Raw genomic sequence first — 16,721 nt, 5'->3', positions numbered from 1 at the left:
TTTGAAAGCAGACTGATTGCCTGGCTGCTTCAAAAGCAGCTATACGTTAAATATGTTTCTGCATATGCCCCAAGCTACAACGATCACAAAATAGCTCCAGATAAAAACGGGACGGTGAATCTTTCTGTAAAATAGAGGATTCTTTTTTCTTGCAAGTTCCGCATATCCCAAAAGAAGAAGAATCGGCAGGGACAATACGAGAAGCGCGTTGTAGCTGAAAGCTTGTGCTATGTCAAGATGAAGAAGGCTGTGGACAGCCCGCTGTGAGCCGCATCCGGGGCAGCGGAATCCGGTGAGCATCAGGAAAGGACATTTGGGAAACAGTGCTGTTGTGCCGGGATTGAAGGCAAAGAATACGAATCCTAAAGCAGCGGCAAGCAATGCTATCAGAATGCCCTTTCCTTTCATTTGTCAGGAGTTTAGCAGACTGAGAAGTGTGGCTCCGTAGATGAGCGTGTAGAGAATGATGACAACGATTCCGGCAAAGAATCCGATTTTGGTCCATTTGCCTGCATTCTTGCTGGCTGCTTCAGCTTCTTCATATTTGCCTGCCGCATAGAGAGAACTGACTTTGGCGGCAAAGACGATACCTGCGATGCCAAACGGCAGGCAGCAGAAAATTGTAACGAGGATGGATTCGGCCATCCATGTTTTTGGACATGTGTTTGTTTCCATAATAAAAAATATTTAAGAATAATGTTCAAAGATAATGGTGAATACAAGGAAGAAGACATAAAGCAGAACGCCTGCCAGTCCTACGAAGAATCCCCACAGAATCCATTTTTTTGCTTGGTTTGAGCGGTATACCGATTCTTCATAAAGCCCGCCGTAGTAAAGAGTGTCTACCTTTACGGCGTTGATGATGCCGACAATGCCAAACGGCAGGCAGCAAAAGAGGGTGACCAGAATGGATTCCACCAGCCATGTTTTCGGCATTGGCTGCTGGACGGGAGGAGCCGGGGGTGTTTTATAAATAATGTCATTCAGCTCGGGAACATCCTTTGCCGCTTTCCATTCTTTGTATCCTACTGCCCATACCAGCGTATGAGGAGTAATGTCTTTTGCAGACAGCTCTTCAAGAGTGAACGGACCTTCTTTTTCGTTATTATTTGAAATGTAAAATTCCATGACTCATAATTAATGTTTGTTCATTTTTGTAAAGGTAACTATTTGATTTATAACTTCCAATTTTTTAAACAAAAAAGATGTCCGTTTTGTTTCGCGGATGCGTTTTGTAAAGATCATCCTTGCATCGGCAGTTTGTTTCATGCCTGGGCGGCTTTTTTCTTACTGCTTCCTGGGGGATATGAACCTGTTATAAAATTTATGCATGGTATCCGTGAACTCTTTGGGAATTCGTTTTATTGCTTCCTGTCTGATATGGTCCGGTATGCTGCCGTAGTACGCTTCTGCTATTCCTCCGGCAATGGCTCCCATTGTGTCAGCATCGCCTCCCAATGAAACAGCCAGCCGGACAGCACTTTCAAAGTCTGTGCTTTCAAGGAATGCGATGATTGACTCGGGAACGCTTCCCTGGCAGGTGACGTCAAATCTGTACGACGGTCTTATCTCGTCGCATCGTCTTTCAAGATTGTAGCCGAATTGCTGTTCTATATATTCTTTGATGTCTTGTTTTTCTTTTCCGTTTCTTGCCAGATAGATACATGCTGCCACTGCCTGTGCTCCTTTGATGCCTTCCGGGTGGTTGTGTGTGTGTTCTGCACTTTCTTTTGCTGCTCTCAGCGTTTCTTCCAGTGTGTCGAAGGCCCATCCGACGGGACTGACTCTCATGGCTGATCCGTTTCCGAAGCTGTTGTATGGGCCGGAGATTTCTCCTTGAAGCCATTTCCTGAATGTGCCTCCATAGCCGGCATGGGGATAGCTCCGTCCATAACGGCGCATTATTTGCGACAGATCGTTTGAGGTAAGCAGCCATTCGGCTATTGCAACAGTCATTACAGTGTCATCTGTGAAAGTGGAAAAAGGACAGAACAGATGGAAATCCTGCTTTTTGGTGCTGTTCCGTTCGTAAAATGAGCCTATGACATCACCGGCTATGCTGCCTAACAAGACGGGCTTGTTGAATCTCCCGATGAGATTCAGCGTCTTTTCATCTGCTTCGCCTTTAAAGTAACGTGTGATTACTTGTCTGGACAAACAGTCATCTGCCGTTTCATTGAAGAGAGTCATGCAGGAGCGTACCTTCATTGCGTCAATCGGTCCGAATATTTCTTTTGCGCTTTTTCCGCTTAAATGGAGCAATGCTTCGGTTGCCTCGCGGAGCCGTTTCCCCAGAACTGGGTGCTTAAGATAGTCTTGTGCTTCATTCAAGTCATCAATGCCGTAGTAGTTGGAGTTATAGCTGAATCCCAGTCCTTTCATCTGTGGAAAAATCCACCAGATCCAGTGGCTTGTCTTCTTTCCTGCTTTTATTTCGGCGAGAGCCTGCTCGTAAGTTGTCTTTTGTGCGTTGAGGAATCGTTCTAAATTCATTGTGTTTTCCGCTAAGGTTGTCTTTGTATAAAAAAATCGGTTTCTGCGTTATTTGGCGGAAACCGATTTGGTATGTAATGGAAGTTGGCGCTATTCCTTTGCCGGAGTATTTTCCAGCGTAGCTGTCAGAAATTCATAAAATTTCTTGACAGACGGGATATTGCAACGCTCTTCCGGAGTGTGCGGACATTCCAAGGTTGGTCCGAAAGAAATCATGTCCAGTCCCGGAATTACTGCACCGATAATGCCGCATTCCAATCCTGCGTGTATAACTTTTACTTCCGGAGTTTCGCCGAATTGTTTCTTGTACGACTCTTTCATGGCATGGAGAATTGGAGAATTTACATCCGGTTCCCAGCCTGAATAACTTCCGGAACGTTCTACGTGCATGCCGGCCATAGAGAAGCAGCTTTCGATAGCCGTGTTTCTGTAGTCTTTCATCGATTCGCGAGCACTGCGAGTCAGCACGTTGATCTCAGCTTTTCCGCCGGCTATCTTTACGATAGCTAAGTTGGAAGATGTTTCTACCGTATCCGGGATTGTGGGGATATAACGCTCCACACCGTTCGGACAGGCATAGATTGCATCCACCAGATTGTCGCGGATTTCATCGGGAACCATGTACTTCGGCAGTTCGACGCGTTCGGCTGTAAAGCTTAAGTTGTCTTCGATTGTGTCATATTCGTCGCGCCATATTTGTTCGCACTCTCCTACGTAAGCCAGTACATCATCCACTTCCGATTCGGGAACGGTGATGATTGCTTCGCATTCGCGCGGGATGGCATTGCGCATATTGCCTCCTTCCCACGAAACCAGGCAGGCTTCGTCGTATGTAATGACCTGATTCATGAAACGTGCCATCAGCTTGTTGGCGTTGGCGTGGCCCCATCCGATCTGTATTCCGGAGTGTCCTCCTCTTAAACCTTTCAAGATTACTTTCAGCGCAACGTCTTCCGGATCAGTTTCTTCTTCTTTGTACTCCAATGTAGCCGTGAGGTCTTCTCCTCCGGCGCAGCCGATATAGAGCAAGCCTTCTTCTTCAGAATCGAGATTCAGCAGGATATCTCCTTCAATCGTTCCCGGTTTCAGTCCGAAAGCTCCGTACATTCCGGTTTCTTCGTCAGCTGTTATCAGCCCTACCAGCGGTCCGTGCTTCAATGTCTTGTCTTCCATTATAGCCATAATGGCAGCAACTCCCATGCCGTTGTCCGAACCCAATGTGGTTCCTTGGGCTTTAACCCAGTCGCCGTCTATATATACTTGCAGCGGATCTTTTTCAAAATCATGTTCAACGCTTTTTTCTTTCTGTGGCACCATGTCCATGTGTGCCTGCAAGATTACGGTCTTGCGGTTCTCCATACCCGGAGTGGCCGGTTTGCGGTAAACGATGTTTCCGGTTTCATCCTGGAATGATTCTACGCCGGCTTGTTTGCCGAATTCGAGCAAGAAAGCCTGGATTTTCTCCAAATGTCCCGAAGGACGGGGAATTTGAGTTAACGAATAGAAATGTTTCCACACGTTTTGCGGAGCTAAAGAAAGGATTTCGTTCATAAACAATTAGTGTTTTTTATTTGTCAGCGGCAGAGCCACCAGTCCGTAAATACCTAGCAAAATTAATAAAAATGTTTGAATACCATGCACAAGCAAGGCAAATATTCCTGCATTTTCTTTGCTGACCCCATACATCATCATCATGGTGATTACAGCGAAATGCCACGGGCCGGCTCCGTTCGGTGTCGGTACGGCAACGGCTATGCTTCCCACAACAAACATGACGAGTGCCGCCATCCATCCCAAGTCAGCGGAAAAGTCGAAGCAGAATATGCTGACATAGAACTGAAAGAAATAGCAGGCCCATATGCCGATGGTGTAAAGGATAAACAATGCGGGGTTGTGGACATGGCGAAGCGAAAGACATCCGGTCCAGATATCTCCTAGAAAGCCCCTTACGCGCGCAAATACCGAAAGGTTCTTGATCAGGAAGAATGCCAGGACGCCCACAGCCGCGATGCAGACCAGTGTGATATAGAAATTGGTAGAAGTAAACAGATGGGTGAAGAAATGGGCATTCGTCCCTGTCTTGTCGAAGAAGGCGGCAAAGACCCTTGATTGCAGCAGCAATGTTACAGCCGTAATTGTCAATACGCAGAGCGTGTCAATCAAACGCTCGGTCACGACAGTGCCCAGCGATTTGGAGAAAGAAACTCCGTCGTATTTTGACAGCACTCCGCAGCGGGAAACTTCGCCTACGCGCGGCAACACCAGATTGGCCGCATAAGATATAAAGATCGCATAGACACTGTTCGAGCGTTTCGGATATTCGTTTAAAGGAGCCAGCGACAGATTCCACCGCCATCCGCGGAACACATGGCCCAGTACGCCAAAGACCAGTGAAAACAACATCCACCAGTAATTCATGCCTCCATTCATCACTTTCCATACTTGGCGGAAATCAAACCCATGATAGGTCCATAACAGAATCGCAGCTCCTAAAACCAGCGGAAAGGCAATCTGCAGAATCTTATTTATTGTTTTTTTTAAGCCACTTCGTTCCAAAATTTACGGTATATAAAAAGATTAATGTTTAACTTTGCAGGACGCAAAGATAATATCATTGCTTGATATAGTATTCCGTTCAGGAAAATTTTATTTGACTAAACCCTAAAACCTGCAAAATGAAATTAGTAAAACCGAAAAAATTCTTGGGGCAGCACTTTCTGAAAGACCTGCAGATAGCGCAGGATATTGCAGATTCGGTGGATGCGTGTCCGGATATTCCAGTCTTGGAAGTAGGACCCGGAATGGGGGTGCTGACTCAGTTCCTTCTTCCGAAGAGAAGGCTGGTGAAGGTGGTCGAGCTTGATTTCGAATCGGTAGCTTATCTGAAGGAGAATTTTCCTCAGTTGGGCGCGAACATCATTGAACAGGATTTTCTGAAGATGGATTTGAAGGAAGTGTTCGGCGGAGAGCCTTTCGTGCTTACGGGAAATTATCCCTATAACATTTCCAGCCAGATCTTTTTCAAGATGCTGGACAATAAGGAACTGATTCCCTGCTGTACAGGCATGATTCAGAAGGAAGTGGCCGAGCGTATTGCCGCCGTTCCGGGAAACAAGTCATACGGCATTCTGAGTGTTCTTATTCAAGCATGGTATACGGTTGAATACTTGTTTACGGTGCATGAGCATGTATTCAATCCTCCTCCGAAGGTGAAAAGCGCGGTTATCCGCATGACAAGAAATGCAACCCGGGAGCTGGGCTGCGATGAAAAACTGTTCAAACAGATTGTCAAGACCACATTCAACCAGCGGCGCAAGACTTTGCGGAACTCCATTTCTCCCATATTGGGGAAAGGGCATCCGCTTGCAGCTGATCCGGTTTTCGACAAGCGTCCCGAGCAGTTGTCGGTTCAGGAGTTTGTTGAACTGACCAACAGGCTGGAAGAAGCGTTGGCGGGACGGGCACAAAATTTGTAAACACAAACGATAATTTGCATTCAGGATGAACAACGATGACATCAAACTGATTACCGAGCTGATAGAGAACAAGGAATCAGACAAGTTGAAGGAGGTGCTTTCGAGCCTCCATCCGGCTGATATCGCCGAACTGTGTAACGAACTGGACCCTGAAGACGCGCGGTTCGTGTATCTTTTGCTTGACAATGAAACTGCGGCCGACGTGCTTATCGAAATGGATGAGGACGCGCGAAAGCGTTTCCTTGAGGTCCTGCCGTCGGAAACCATCGCCAAACGCTTTGTCGACTATATGGACTCGGACGATGCCGTGGACATTATCCGTGAAATGGACGAAGACAAGCAGGAAGAGGTGCTTTCTCACATCGAGGATATCGAGCAGGCGGGCGACATCGTTGATCTTTTGAAATATGATGAAGACACTGCCGGCGGTCTGATGGGTACGGAGATGGTTGTCGTAAACGAGAACTGGAGTATGCCTGAGTGCTTGCGCGAGATGCGTATACAGGCCGAAGAGATGGATGAAATTTATTATGTATACGTGGTGGATGATGACGAGCGGCTTAGGGGGGTGTTCCCGCTGAAAAAGATGATAACGAGCCCGTCTGTGTCTAAAGTGAAGCACGTGATGAAGAAAGACCCTATCTCGGTGCGTGTGGATACGCCGGTTGAGGAAGTTGTGCAGACGATTGAAAAATATGACCTGGTGGCGGTTCCGGTGGTGGACAGCATCGGGAGGCTGGTGGGCCGCATCACTGTTGATGACGTGATGGATGAAGTGCGCGAACAGGCCGAACGCGACTACCAGCTGGCTTCCGGATTGTCGCAGGACGTGGAAACTGACGATAATGTATTCCGTCAGACCACAGCCCGTCTTCCGTGGCTGCTTATCGGTATGCTGGGAGGGATTGGAAACTCCATGATTCTGGGGAATTTCGACACGACCTTTGCTGCTCACCCTGAGATGGCCCTCTATATTCCGCTGATTGGCGGTACGGGCGGTAACGTTGGCACCCAGTCGTCAGCATTGGTTGTACAAGGTCTTGCCAACAGTTCGTTGAATGCAGAAAACACATTCAAGCAGATACTGAAAGAATCGGTGGTTGCACTGATCAATGCCACCATCATATCGATGCTTGTCTACATTTACAATTTTGTCCGTTTTGGCGCAAGCGCAACAGTCAGCTATTCTGTATCAATCAGTCTGTTTGCTGTCGTGATGTTTGCGTCTATATTCGGGACACTGGTTCCGATGACGCTTGAAAAGCTGAAGATTGATCCGGCGATAGCTACCGGTCCCTTTATTTCCATTACCAACGACATTATCGGCATGCTGATGTATATGGGCATTACGGTGCTTCTTTCGTGAACTTCGGCTACATGCATTTGGAACAAGGGGGGATTTTTCCAGGGAGCTTCTTGATTCCTGAAACGTATAAAATAATGATCCTGATATTATGAAGATGTATTTCAGGCGATTAGCTGCCATGGCCGTAGGACAGGTGGCAGCTTTTCTTGCCTTCCTTCCGATGGAGGCGCAAGTCAGCCTTTATGTATCGCCCGCTGGAAGTGCGGACGGAAACGGGAGTATGGATGCTCCATATCGTTGTATAGAAGATGCGCAGGCCGCGGCCCGAAATGTCCCGGCAGCGGAAGTGACCATCTGGCTGCGGGGAGGCAGCTACCAGCTGGAACATCCGCTGGTATTTACGGCAGAAGATACCGGGGGAGAGCGCAAGATGCTTTGCATACGTTCATATCCGGGCGAGCAGGCTGTGCTGACAAGCGGCGTTCCTCTGTCGTTGCGGTGGGAAACGCACAAAGGGGGAGTCGTGAAGGCTCGCGTGCATCAGCGCGTAATGATGGACATGCTTCTGGTGAACGGCGAGCTTAGGCCCATGGCGCGTTATCCGAACTATGACTCTGCGGCGGTTCGCTTGAACGGTGTTGCGGCTGATGCTGCTGATCCCAAGCGGGTGAAACGCTGGAAACATTTTGAAGGCGGTTACTTGCATGCCATGCACGGACACGACTGGGGTGATTTTCATTACCGTATTACGGGGAAAGACAGCAAAGGAGAACTGATACTGGAAGGCGGGTGGCAGAACAACCGTCCGTCCAGACCGCATCCGCAGAATCGGATGGTGGAAAACATCCTTGAAGAACTGGATGCTCCCGGTGAGTGGTATTATGATTCCGGAAAGGGCTGTCTTTATTATTATCCGTTGCCTGGCGAGAAAGTGGAACAGCTCCGGTTTGAAACGCCCCAACTGAAGCATCTGGTGGAATTCAGGGGCTGTGAAGAACGGCCCGTGCGCAACATAACCTTGCAAGGACTAAAGTTTACGCAAACCGTACGCACTTTTATGGAAGAATACGAACCCCTTCTGCGTTCGGACTGGCGCATCTACCGTGGCGGTGCCGTTCTGCTGGAAGGTACGGAGGGATGCCGCATAGCAGACTGTGATTTTCGCCTCTTGGGGGGAAACGCTGTTTTCTTTTCCGGTTATCACCGCAACTCTTCTGTCAGCGGATGCCTGTTTGAACAGATTGGAGCCAGTGCGGTCTGCATGGTAGGAAAGCCTGAGGCGGTCCGTTCGCCCAGCTTCAGCTACGGAAGCAATGCAGAGCCGGATGAAATGGATTTCACGCCCGGACCGAAGACGGAAGAGTATCCTTCCCGGTGTGTGGTTTCTGACAATCTGATACATCACATCGGTCTGTTTGAGAAGCAGGTGGCAGGCGTGGAGCTGTCCATGTGCAGCCATATCCTTGTAAGCCATAACACCATCTACGATGTGCCTCGTGCGGGCATCAATGTCAGCGAAGGCACATGGGGAGGACATCGGATTGTCTATAACGATGTGTTCAATACCGTATTGGAAACAGGCGATCATGGCGCATTCAACTCATGGGGGCGCGACCGCTTCTGGAGCAGTTCGAACAAGCGTATCCGCCAGCTCTTGCAGGCTCGTCCCGATCTGGTCCTGGCGGATGCCGGATCGTGTACGACGCTTGCCTGCAACCGTTTCCGCTGTGACCGCGGCTGGGATATTGACCTTGACGACGGCTCCAGCAATTATCATATCTACAACAATCTTTGCTTGAACGGAGGAATCAAGCTGCGTGAAGGATTCTACCGGGTAGTAGAGAACAATATCATGGTAAACAACACGTTTCACCCGCATGTGTGGTTTCCCCGCAGCGGAGATGTATTTGTGCGCAATCTTGTGATGAGTCCATACCGCCCGATCGGTATATCTCACTGGGGAGCGGAAGTCGACTACAATGTATTTGCTGACAGCACGGCTTACCGTGCGGCAAGGGGCGGCGGAACGGACGAACATTCGGTGGTTTATGTTCCGGAGTTTGTAAATCCGGAAGAAGGTGACTTCCGGCTGGCAAACGTTGAGGAGCTGGCTTCGCTCTGCGGTTTCAAAAATTTCGGAATGGATGATTTCGGCGTAACTTCGCCAAGGCTTAAGGCGTTGGCGGCACGGCCTCCGATGCCATTGCCGGCAGTGTGCACTGAAGGAAACGGAACCCGTGTCTGGGAATGGTCCGGATTGCGGTTGAAGACACTCGATACGCTTGGCGAACGTTCGGCTACTGGCATGGACAGTGAACGGGGCGTTTACGTTGTGTCCGTGCATGCCATGGGAAGTCCGCTGCGCGACTTTATACGTCCGAATGACGTAATCCTGAGGCTGAGCGGCAAGCCGGTAAACAGGCTCGAAGACCTGCAGGAAATTGTGCAGGCCGCCGACTGGACAAAACCGCAGGAGGTTACGGTCTTCAGAGAACAGCGTGAGCAGTCGAAGGCCATACCTGCCGGAACCCTCCGAAAACCTTAAGCGGCAGCTCCCTGTCATTTTTGCTGAGGAACAGAGCATATTCTTTATCTCCAGTCTGGAGATGTGTATCTTTAAACTGGAGCTATGCATCTTTAGGCTGGAGATCTGTATCTCTAGCCTGGAGATACAGAATCCGCCTGCCCGTTTCCGGTTTTTCTTCTTTCCTTGAGCTATAAAAGCAGGCTGAATTTGAAAAATATTTTCATCCTGCTAAAAAATATTTGGCCAAAATGTTATGAAAATCAGATTTAATTGCTTTAATTTGTAACTACACATATTTTAAAGAAGAAAATTCTTAAAATTCTTATACGATGGAAGTAAATGAAACTAACCGCCCGTTAACTGAAACACCGGAAACTGAAGTTTCTGAAGTTTCGGTTTCTACTGTTGAAGAACCTCAGGTTGCTTATGAGCCGAAACAGACCAAATCGGAAGTGATACAGCGCTTGAAGGAAATCAACGAAAACATGAGTGAAACAGACAAACAGGAAGTTGACCAGCTGAAACAAACTTTTTATAAACTGCATAAAGCCGAGCAGGAGGCAGCTCGCAAAGCTTTCATCGAAAGCGGCGGAAAGCCGGAAGACTTTTCTCCGGCTTCAGATCCTGATGAAAAGGAGTTCAAGGAAGTGATGAAGTCGATCAAGGAAAAGCGGAACGCCATCGCTGTCGCTCAGGAAAAGGAAAAGGAAGACAATCTGCTGAGAAAGGAAAATATCCTGGAAAAAATGAAGGCGATGGTTGAGTCTTCTGAAGATACCGGAAAGATTTACAACGATTTCAAACAGCTTCAGCAGGAATGGAACGAGATAGGTCAGGTGCCCGCCCCGAAAGTAAACGAACTTTGGAAGAATTATCAGCTTTATACTGAGAAGTTTTATGATATGGTAAAGCTGAACAATGAGTTCAGAGAATATGACTTCAAGAAGAATCTGGAGCAGAAAACGCATTTGTGCGAGGCTGCGGAAAAACTGGCTGATGAACCGGATGTGATTTCGGCATTCCACCAGTTGCAGAAGCTGCATCAGGAATTCCGTTCAGTCGGTCCGGTTGCAAAGGAACTGCGCGAAAGCATCTGGGCACGCTTCAAGGCTGCTTCAACAGTGGTGAACCGCCGTCATCAGCAGCATTTTGAGGAACTGAAAGAGAAGGAGCAGAACAATCTTGACCAGAAAACCGTGATTTGCGAGATTGTTGAAAGCATGGAGTACGACAAGTTCACTACGTTTGCCGACTGGGAGGAAAAGACTCAGGAGATTCTTGCCTTGCAGGCGAAATGGAAAACCATCGGATATGCCCCGCAGAAAATGAATGTGAAGATTTTCGAGCGTTTCCGTGCGGCATGCGATGAATTTTTCCGCCGGAAGGCTGCGTTCTTCAAGATGGTCAAAGAAAACATGGCTTCCAATCTGGAAAAGAAGAAAGCACTGTGCGAGCAGGCTGAGTCGCTGAAAGAAAGCACCGACTGGAAGGCTACGGCAGAAATCCTGACAAAGCTCCAGAAAGAGTGGAAAACCATAGGTCCTGTAGCCAAGAAACATTCTGATGCCGTTTGGAAGCGGTTTATCGGAGCCTGCGACTATTTCTTTGAACAGAAGAATAAGGCAACCTCTTCCCAGCGTTCTGAAGAACTGGAGAATCTTGCGAAAAAGGAAGAGATTATCAAGGAACTTGCTGCCCTTGACGGTTCGGGCAATACGGATGAGGCTGCGGTTGAACGTACACGCGAACTGATGAAGGAGTGGAACTCAATCGGTTTTGTTCCGTTTAAAGAGAAAGACCGCCTGTACAAAGAATACCATAATCTGGTGGACAAACTTTTCGACCGCCTGCATCTTTCTGCGGCTGAAAAGAAACTGAGCAGCTTCAAGGCGGGCCTTAGCAAAGACGGCAATTTGTATCGCGACCGTGAACGTCTTGTCCGTACGTATGAAGGGCTGAAGAGCGATATTCAGACTTACGAAAACAATCTGGGATTCTTGAATGCGGCTTCTCAGAAGGGAAATAGCCTGGTGGCCGACATCAACCGGAAAATAGAACGCTTGAAAGCGGATATGGAACTTGTGCTGAAGAAAATAGCTGCCATCGACGAAACGCTGAGAGAACAGCAGCAGTAAGAAGATACCGGCAAATGCAATGCAAGGGGCACGGATGAATGGATAACCAAACGTCTGTGCCCCTTGTGCTGTTGTTATGTGTATCGTTCAAATGTCAGATTGACAGCTCGTGAAGAACGTTCACCAGTTCGCGGTCGATAGGCTTGTCGTTCTTGATTGCCTTGGCAAAAGGAACGTAAACAATCTGGTCGTTCTCGATGCCGATCATGATGTTGCGTTGTCCTTCCATCAAAGCCTGGATGCTTGCCACACCCATGCGGCTGGCGATGATGCGGTCGTGCGCTGTCGGACGTCCGCCGCGCTGCAGGTGTCCGAGGATAGTGACGCGCACGTCGTATTGCGGATATTCATTCTTTACACGTTCGGCATAGTGCATTGCGCCTCCGGTAATTTCGCTTTCGGCTACCAGCACGATTGAGCTGCTCTTGGATTTGCGGAAACCGTTGTTGATGAATTCTTCCAGCTGGTCAACTTCTGTATTGAATTCCGGGATGATGGCAGCTTCCGCTCCTGCGGCAATGGCGCCGTTCAGGGCAAGGAATCCGGCGTCACGTCCCATGACTTCGACGAAGAACAGACGTTCGTGCGAAGTTGCGGTGTCGCGGATCTTGTCCACAGCATCCAGAATTGTATTCAGTGCAGTATCATATCCGATGGTAGTGTCAGTTCCGTAAAGGTCGTTGTCGATAGTTCCCGGCAGTCCGATGCAGGGGACGTCGAACTCTTGCGCCAGCAGACGCGCGCCGGTCAGCGAACCGTCGCCTCCGATGACGATCAGTGCGTCGATGCCTTCCTTTTTCATTGTATCGTAAGCGATCTGCCGGCCTTCGGGTGTCTTGAATTCCTGGCAGCGTGCTGTTTTCAGGATGGTACCTCCCAATTGGATGATGTTGCTGACATTCTCGGTCTTGAACTCCTTGATTTCACCGGTAATCAAGCCCTTGTATCCTCTGTAGATACCTTTTACTTTCAGTCCGTTGTAGATTGCCGAGCGGGTTATCGCACGGATTGCGGCGTTCATACCGGGGGCGTCACCTCCTGAAGTAAGAATACCGATACATTTTATAGTTCCCATAATGATAAGTGTTATGTTTTGTTTGCAAAATTACAAAATAACTGTCTTCGGGCGATGTCAAAATGATTAAAATTTAAGAATTTAAGAGTCTGTCGTACAAATATGCGACAGGCTCTAAGAAGTTATTCTCCCGTAATTTCCTTTTTGCAGGCTTCCATCAGCCATTTGGGCGTAGATGTGGCGCCGCAGATGCCGATGGATCTTGCATTTTCGGTCAGCTTCTTGTCTATTTCTCCGGGTCCGTCAATCTGATATGAGTTCGGATTGACTTTCCGGCATTCGTGATACAGGATCTTTCCGTTCGAACTTTTGTGTCCGCAGACAAAGAATATCAGGTCGTGTCCGGCAGCAAACTGGCGTATGTTTGGCATCCTGTTTGCTACCTGCCGGCAGATGGTATCGAAATATTCAAACGTGGCTTCAGGCGAAATGTGTTCTTTTATGTAGGCTACGATTTCGCGGAATTCATCGAGCGACTTTGTCGTTTGCGAGTAAAGCCGGATGTCTTTCGAGAAATCCAGTTTGGACACTTCTCCGATGCTTTCGATCACGATGGCTTTTCCTTCGGTTTGCCCTACCAGTCCCAGTACCTCGGCATGTCCGTTTTTTCCGAAAATGACGATTTGCTTTTCTTTTCCCGACAACGTGTTGTCGTATTCCTGCTTGATGCGTTTTTGCAGGCGCAGCACGACAGGGCAGGTGGCGTCGATAATTTCAATGTGGTTGCGGCGTGCCATTTCGTATGTTTGCGGCGGTTCGCCGTGTGCCCGCAGCAGCACTTTCACGTTTCTCAGTCCGGCAAATTCTTTGTGAGTAATCGTGACGAGTCCCATTTTCCGGAGTCTTTCGCATTCTTGTCCGTTGTGTACGATATCGCCCAGGCAATAAAGCGTTTCTCCTTTCGCCAGCTCTTCTTCCGCCTTTTTTATGGCTGTGGTTACTCCGAAGCAGAAGCCCGATCCCTCGTCGATTTCTACATTGTTATTCATGAGTCGCTTTGTTGAATTGTTCTTTCAGCCATTCTTTCTGTTCAGCTATGCTCATGTGGCTGTTGTCGAGCAGAAGCGCATCGTCTGCTTTGCGCAGCGGGCTGATCTCCCGGCTTTGGTCGATACGGTCGCGGTCTTCTATGTTTTTCAGTATTTCCTCAAAAGAAACGTCCTGCCCTTTTTCTTTCAGTTCCTTGTATCTCCGTTCCGCCCGGATCTGTGCCGAAGCCGTAACGAATATTTTCAGTTCGGCGTGCGGGAAGACCGCAGTTCCGATGTCGCGTCCGTCCATGACTATCCCTTTTTCCTTGCCCATTGCCTGCTGCTGCCTTACCATTTCCTCGCGTACAAATCCCAGCGTTGCTATGGGGCTGACGTGTGATGAAACCTCAATGGTGCGGATCTCTCCTTCTACATTCTTGCCGTTCAGGTACGTTGCGGGATGCTGGCTTGCAGGGTCGAGCCGGAAACTGATGTGTATGTCTTTCATCTGCTGTTTCAGCGTTTCTTCCTGAATGCTGCCGTCTGCATTGAACATTCCGTGCTGCAGGCAGTATAATGTTACGGCCCGGTACATGGCTCCGCTGTCAATGTATATGTATCCTATTTCTTTGGCCAGGTCTTTAGCCATTGTGCTCTTTCCACAAGAAGAAAAGCCGTCGATTGCGATGATTATTTTTTTCATTTTAAACTTGGTTTGAAAAGATTTTCAAAGATAAGCAATTGTTCAAATACTCTGCTCGTGTCAAGCGCAAATGTTTGTTATTTGCATGATTTTTGACGGCAGTATTTGCCTGTTCGATGTTTTATGTTATATTTGCCTGACAGTGATATCAAATAAAACGAATATGAAACAAGAGTCAAGTGAAGAACTTTTGAGGCGGATTCATTCGTATATCGAAAAATTGCCGTATATGCATGAACCGGAAGGCCTGTATGAACCTGTTGAATATGTGCTGGGACTCGGCGGAAAACGTATCCGCCCTGTTTTGATGCTTCTGGCCTATAATCTTTATAGGGAAGATGTGGACCGGATTTTTCCTCAGGCCGCAGGCATAGAAACTTATCATAATTTTACGCTTTTGCACGATGATCTGATGGATAAGGCAGATATGCGGAGAAACAAGCCTACGGTACACAGAAAGTGGGACGAGAACACGGCAATTCTTTCGGGCGACGCCATGCTGATACTGGCTTATCAGTTCATGATGCAGGATTGTCCGGCCGGTTGCATGAAAGAGGTGATGGGCATATTCGGCCGTACGGCTCTTGAGGTGTGCGAAGGTCAGCAGTGGGATATGGAGTTTGAGTCCCGTACAGATGTGGGTGTTGATGAATACATTGAGATGATCAGGTTGAAGACATCGGTTCTGCTTGCCGGCTCATTGAAGATTGGGGCTGTTCTTGGAGGAGCTTCGGAAAAAGATGCGCAGCTGTTGTATGATTTCGGAATAAAAATGGGGCTGGCTTTCCAGTTGCAGGATGATTATCTGGATGTTTATGGCGATCCTGCCGTGTTCGGAAAGAAGATAGGAGGGGATATCTTGTGCAACAAGAAAACGTTCATGCTGATTACTGCGCTTGCACATGCTGGTGCGGGCGACAGGATAGAACTGGAGAAATGGATTGATGCAGCCGATTTTGAACCGGATCAGAAGATTCGGGCGGTAACAGACATTTATAATAAGGTAGGAATCGCGGAAATGTGCAATCAGCGGATCAGCGCCTATTATGAAGAAGGACTGAGGCTTTTGGATGAAGTGGAGGTGGATTCCGCTTTGAAGGTCAATCTGCGCGATTTTGTCTGCGGCATGATGAAACGTAAATTGTAAAGTTTATGACAGGTCTTTTTGATACGCATACCCATTTATATACGGAAGAGTTTGATGATGACAGGGAGCTGGTGCTGGCCCGTGCTGCAGAAGCCGGAGTGACGCATTTGTTTATGCCGAACATAGACGATACGTCGGTTGAGGCTATGCTTGCTCTTTGTCATCGGCATGAAAGGTGTTATCCGATGATCGGACTTCATCCCACTTCGGTTGATGCTGATTGGAAAAGTCGTCTGGAAAGTGTAAAGCTTTGGCTTGATTCTCCCGAAAAGTTTTATGGCATAGGTGAAGTAGGGCTGGATCTGTATTGGGACCGGACTTTTGCCGGCGAACAGTTGCGGGTTTTTGACGCGCAGATCCAATGGGCTTTGGAGCGGAATATGCCTTTGGTCGTCCACTGCAGGGATGCTTATCCGGAACTGTTTGGCGTGTTGGAGCCTTATCGTAAAACGGCCTTGCGCGGCATTTTTCACAGTTTTACCGGGACGGCAGAGGATGCAGCCCGTCTGATGGAATATGGGGGCTTCATGCTTGGCATCAACGGAGTGGTGACCTTCAAGAAAAGTTCGTTGCCCGAAACATTGCTTCATGTGCCGGTTGGAAGGATTGTGCTGGAAACCGACTCTCCGTATCTTGCGCCTGTGCCCTATCGGGGAAAGCGGAATGAGAGCGCCCATATAGTGAAGGTGGCGGAGAAAGTGGCGGAGATATATTCTCTTTCTGTAGAGGCTGTGGCCCGTATAACGGCTGAAAATGCGTTGAAAGTATTCGATATTGAAGCGTAAAGTGCTTAAAGTTTATTAATTTTAGACCGAAAGTTCATTTTTTGAAGGTGCAATGTGCTGTATGAAGAAAAAAAAGAATACTTTTGCACTGCGATTCATTCGC

General features: G+C 48.2%; 15 protein-coding genes. 6 read left to right on the top strand and 9 right to left on the bottom strand.

The features are described 5' to 3' along the window. Positions 1-39 precede the first annotated feature (39 nt). The 6 genes from NW212_RS07890 to NW212_RS07865 form a co-directional block, all read right to left on the bottom strand. Complete coding sequence (locus NW212_RS07890) at positions 40-408, bottom strand: DUF2752 domain-containing protein (protein WP_258338107.1); 369 nt, start codon at positions 406-408, stop codon at positions 40-42. 3 nt (positions 409-411) lie between these two features. Next, positions 412-675 (bottom strand): CD225/dispanin family protein, encoded by a 264-nt coding sequence (locus tag NW212_RS07885; RefSeq protein WP_258338106.1) that lies wholly within the window; start codon positions 673-675, stop codon positions 412-414. 12 nt (positions 676-687) lie between these two features. After that, entirely contained in the window at positions 688-1,128 is a 441-nt protein-coding gene (locus tag NW212_RS07880) for a CD225/dispanin family protein (protein WP_258338105.1), read from the bottom strand. A gap of 159 nt (positions 1,129-1,287) precedes the next feature. Next, complete coding sequence (locus NW212_RS07875) at positions 1,288-2,493, bottom strand: DUF1810 family protein (protein WP_258338104.1); 1,206 nt, start codon at positions 2,491-2,493, stop codon at positions 1,288-1,290. 90 nt (positions 2,494-2,583) lie between these two features. After that, positions 2,584-4,044 carry an aminoacyl-histidine dipeptidase gene (locus NW212_RS07870; protein WP_258338103.1) on the bottom strand — a complete coding sequence of 487 codons (1,461 nt, stop codon included), beginning with the start codon at positions 4,042-4,044 and terminating at the stop codon, positions 2,584-2,586. A 6-nt stretch (positions 4,045-4,050) separates the two neighbouring features. Next, positions 4,051-5,049: a lysylphosphatidylglycerol synthase transmembrane domain-containing protein gene (locus NW212_RS07865; protein WP_258338102.1), complete on the bottom strand. Its 999-nt coding sequence runs from the start codon at positions 5,047-5,049 to the stop codon at positions 4,051-4,053. Between the two features lie 119 nt (positions 5,050-5,168). On the opposite strand from NW212_RS07865, the gene rsmA reads away from it, so the two are divergent. The 4 genes from rsmA (at position 5,169) to NW212_RS07845 (ending at position 11,937) form a co-directional block, all read left to right on the top strand. Further along, the gene (gene rsmA / locus NW212_RS07860; protein ID WP_258338101.1) at positions 5,169-5,969 is read left to right on the top strand and encodes a 16S rRNA (adenine(1518)-N(6)/adenine(1519)-N(6))-dimethyltransferase RsmA; all 801 of its coding nucleotides are present in this window, start codon (positions 5,169-5,171) and stop codon (positions 5,967-5,969) included. A gap of 25 nt (positions 5,970-5,994) precedes the next feature. Next, complete coding sequence (gene mgtE / locus NW212_RS07855) at positions 5,995-7,335, top strand: magnesium transporter (RefSeq protein ID WP_258338100.1); 1,341 nt, start codon at positions 5,995-5,997, stop codon at positions 7,333-7,335. 94 nt (positions 7,336-7,429) lie between these two features. After that, positions 7,430-9,820, top strand: coding sequence for a right-handed parallel beta-helix repeat-containing protein (locus tag NW212_RS07850; RefSeq protein WP_375337970.1), 2,391 nt, complete (start codon positions 7,430-7,432; stop codon positions 9,818-9,820). 311 nt (positions 9,821-10,131) lie between these two features. Then, complete coding sequence (locus tag NW212_RS07845; protein ID WP_258338098.1) at positions 10,132-11,937, top strand: DUF349 domain-containing protein; 1,806 nt, start codon at positions 10,132-10,134, stop codon at positions 11,935-11,937. A gap of 94 nt (positions 11,938-12,031) precedes the next feature. Here the strand turns inward: NW212_RS07845 and pfkA are convergent, their stop codons facing one another. The 3 genes from pfkA to cmk form a co-directional block, all read right to left on the bottom strand. Beyond that, positions 12,032-13,012: a 6-phosphofructokinase gene (pfkA, locus tag NW212_RS07840; protein ID WP_258338097.1), complete on the bottom strand. Its 981-nt coding sequence runs from the start codon at positions 13,010-13,012 to the stop codon at positions 12,032-12,034. A gap of 122 nt (positions 13,013-13,134) precedes the next feature. Continuing rightward, complete coding sequence (locus tag NW212_RS07835; protein WP_258338096.1) at positions 13,135-14,001, bottom strand: 4-hydroxy-3-methylbut-2-enyl diphosphate reductase; 867 nt, start codon at positions 13,999-14,001, stop codon at positions 13,135-13,137. After that, a complete protein-coding gene (gene cmk, locus NW212_RS07830; protein ID WP_258338095.1) occupies positions 13,994-14,686 on the bottom strand; it encodes a (d)CMP kinase in 693 nt (230 codons plus the stop codon). The genes NW212_RS07835 and cmk overlap by 8 nt, the downstream gene beginning before the upstream one ends. A gap of 163 nt (positions 14,687-14,849) precedes the next feature. Here cmk and NW212_RS07825 point away from each other — a divergent pair, with 163 nt between their 5' ends. Both NW212_RS07825 and NW212_RS07820 read left to right on the top strand, forming a co-directional pair. Beyond that, positions 14,850-15,833, top strand: coding sequence for a polyprenyl synthetase family protein (locus tag NW212_RS07825; RefSeq protein ID WP_258338094.1), 984 nt, complete (start codon positions 14,850-14,852; stop codon positions 15,831-15,833). Positions 15,834-15,838: 5 nt separating this feature from the next. Continuing rightward, positions 15,839-16,618 (top strand): TatD family hydrolase, encoded by a 780-nt coding sequence (locus NW212_RS07820; protein WP_258338093.1) that lies wholly within the window; start codon positions 15,839-15,841, stop codon positions 16,616-16,618. The last annotated feature ends 103 nt before the right edge of the window (positions 16,619-16,721 follow it).

Origin of the sequence: Bacteroides sp. ET225, from assembly GCF_024733745.1 — a bacterium.
GTDB lineage: Bacteria > Bacteroidota > Bacteroidia > Bacteroidales > Bacteroidaceae > Phocaeicola > Phocaeicola excrementipullorum.
This window is presented reverse-complemented; position numbering and strand designations above follow the sequence as displayed.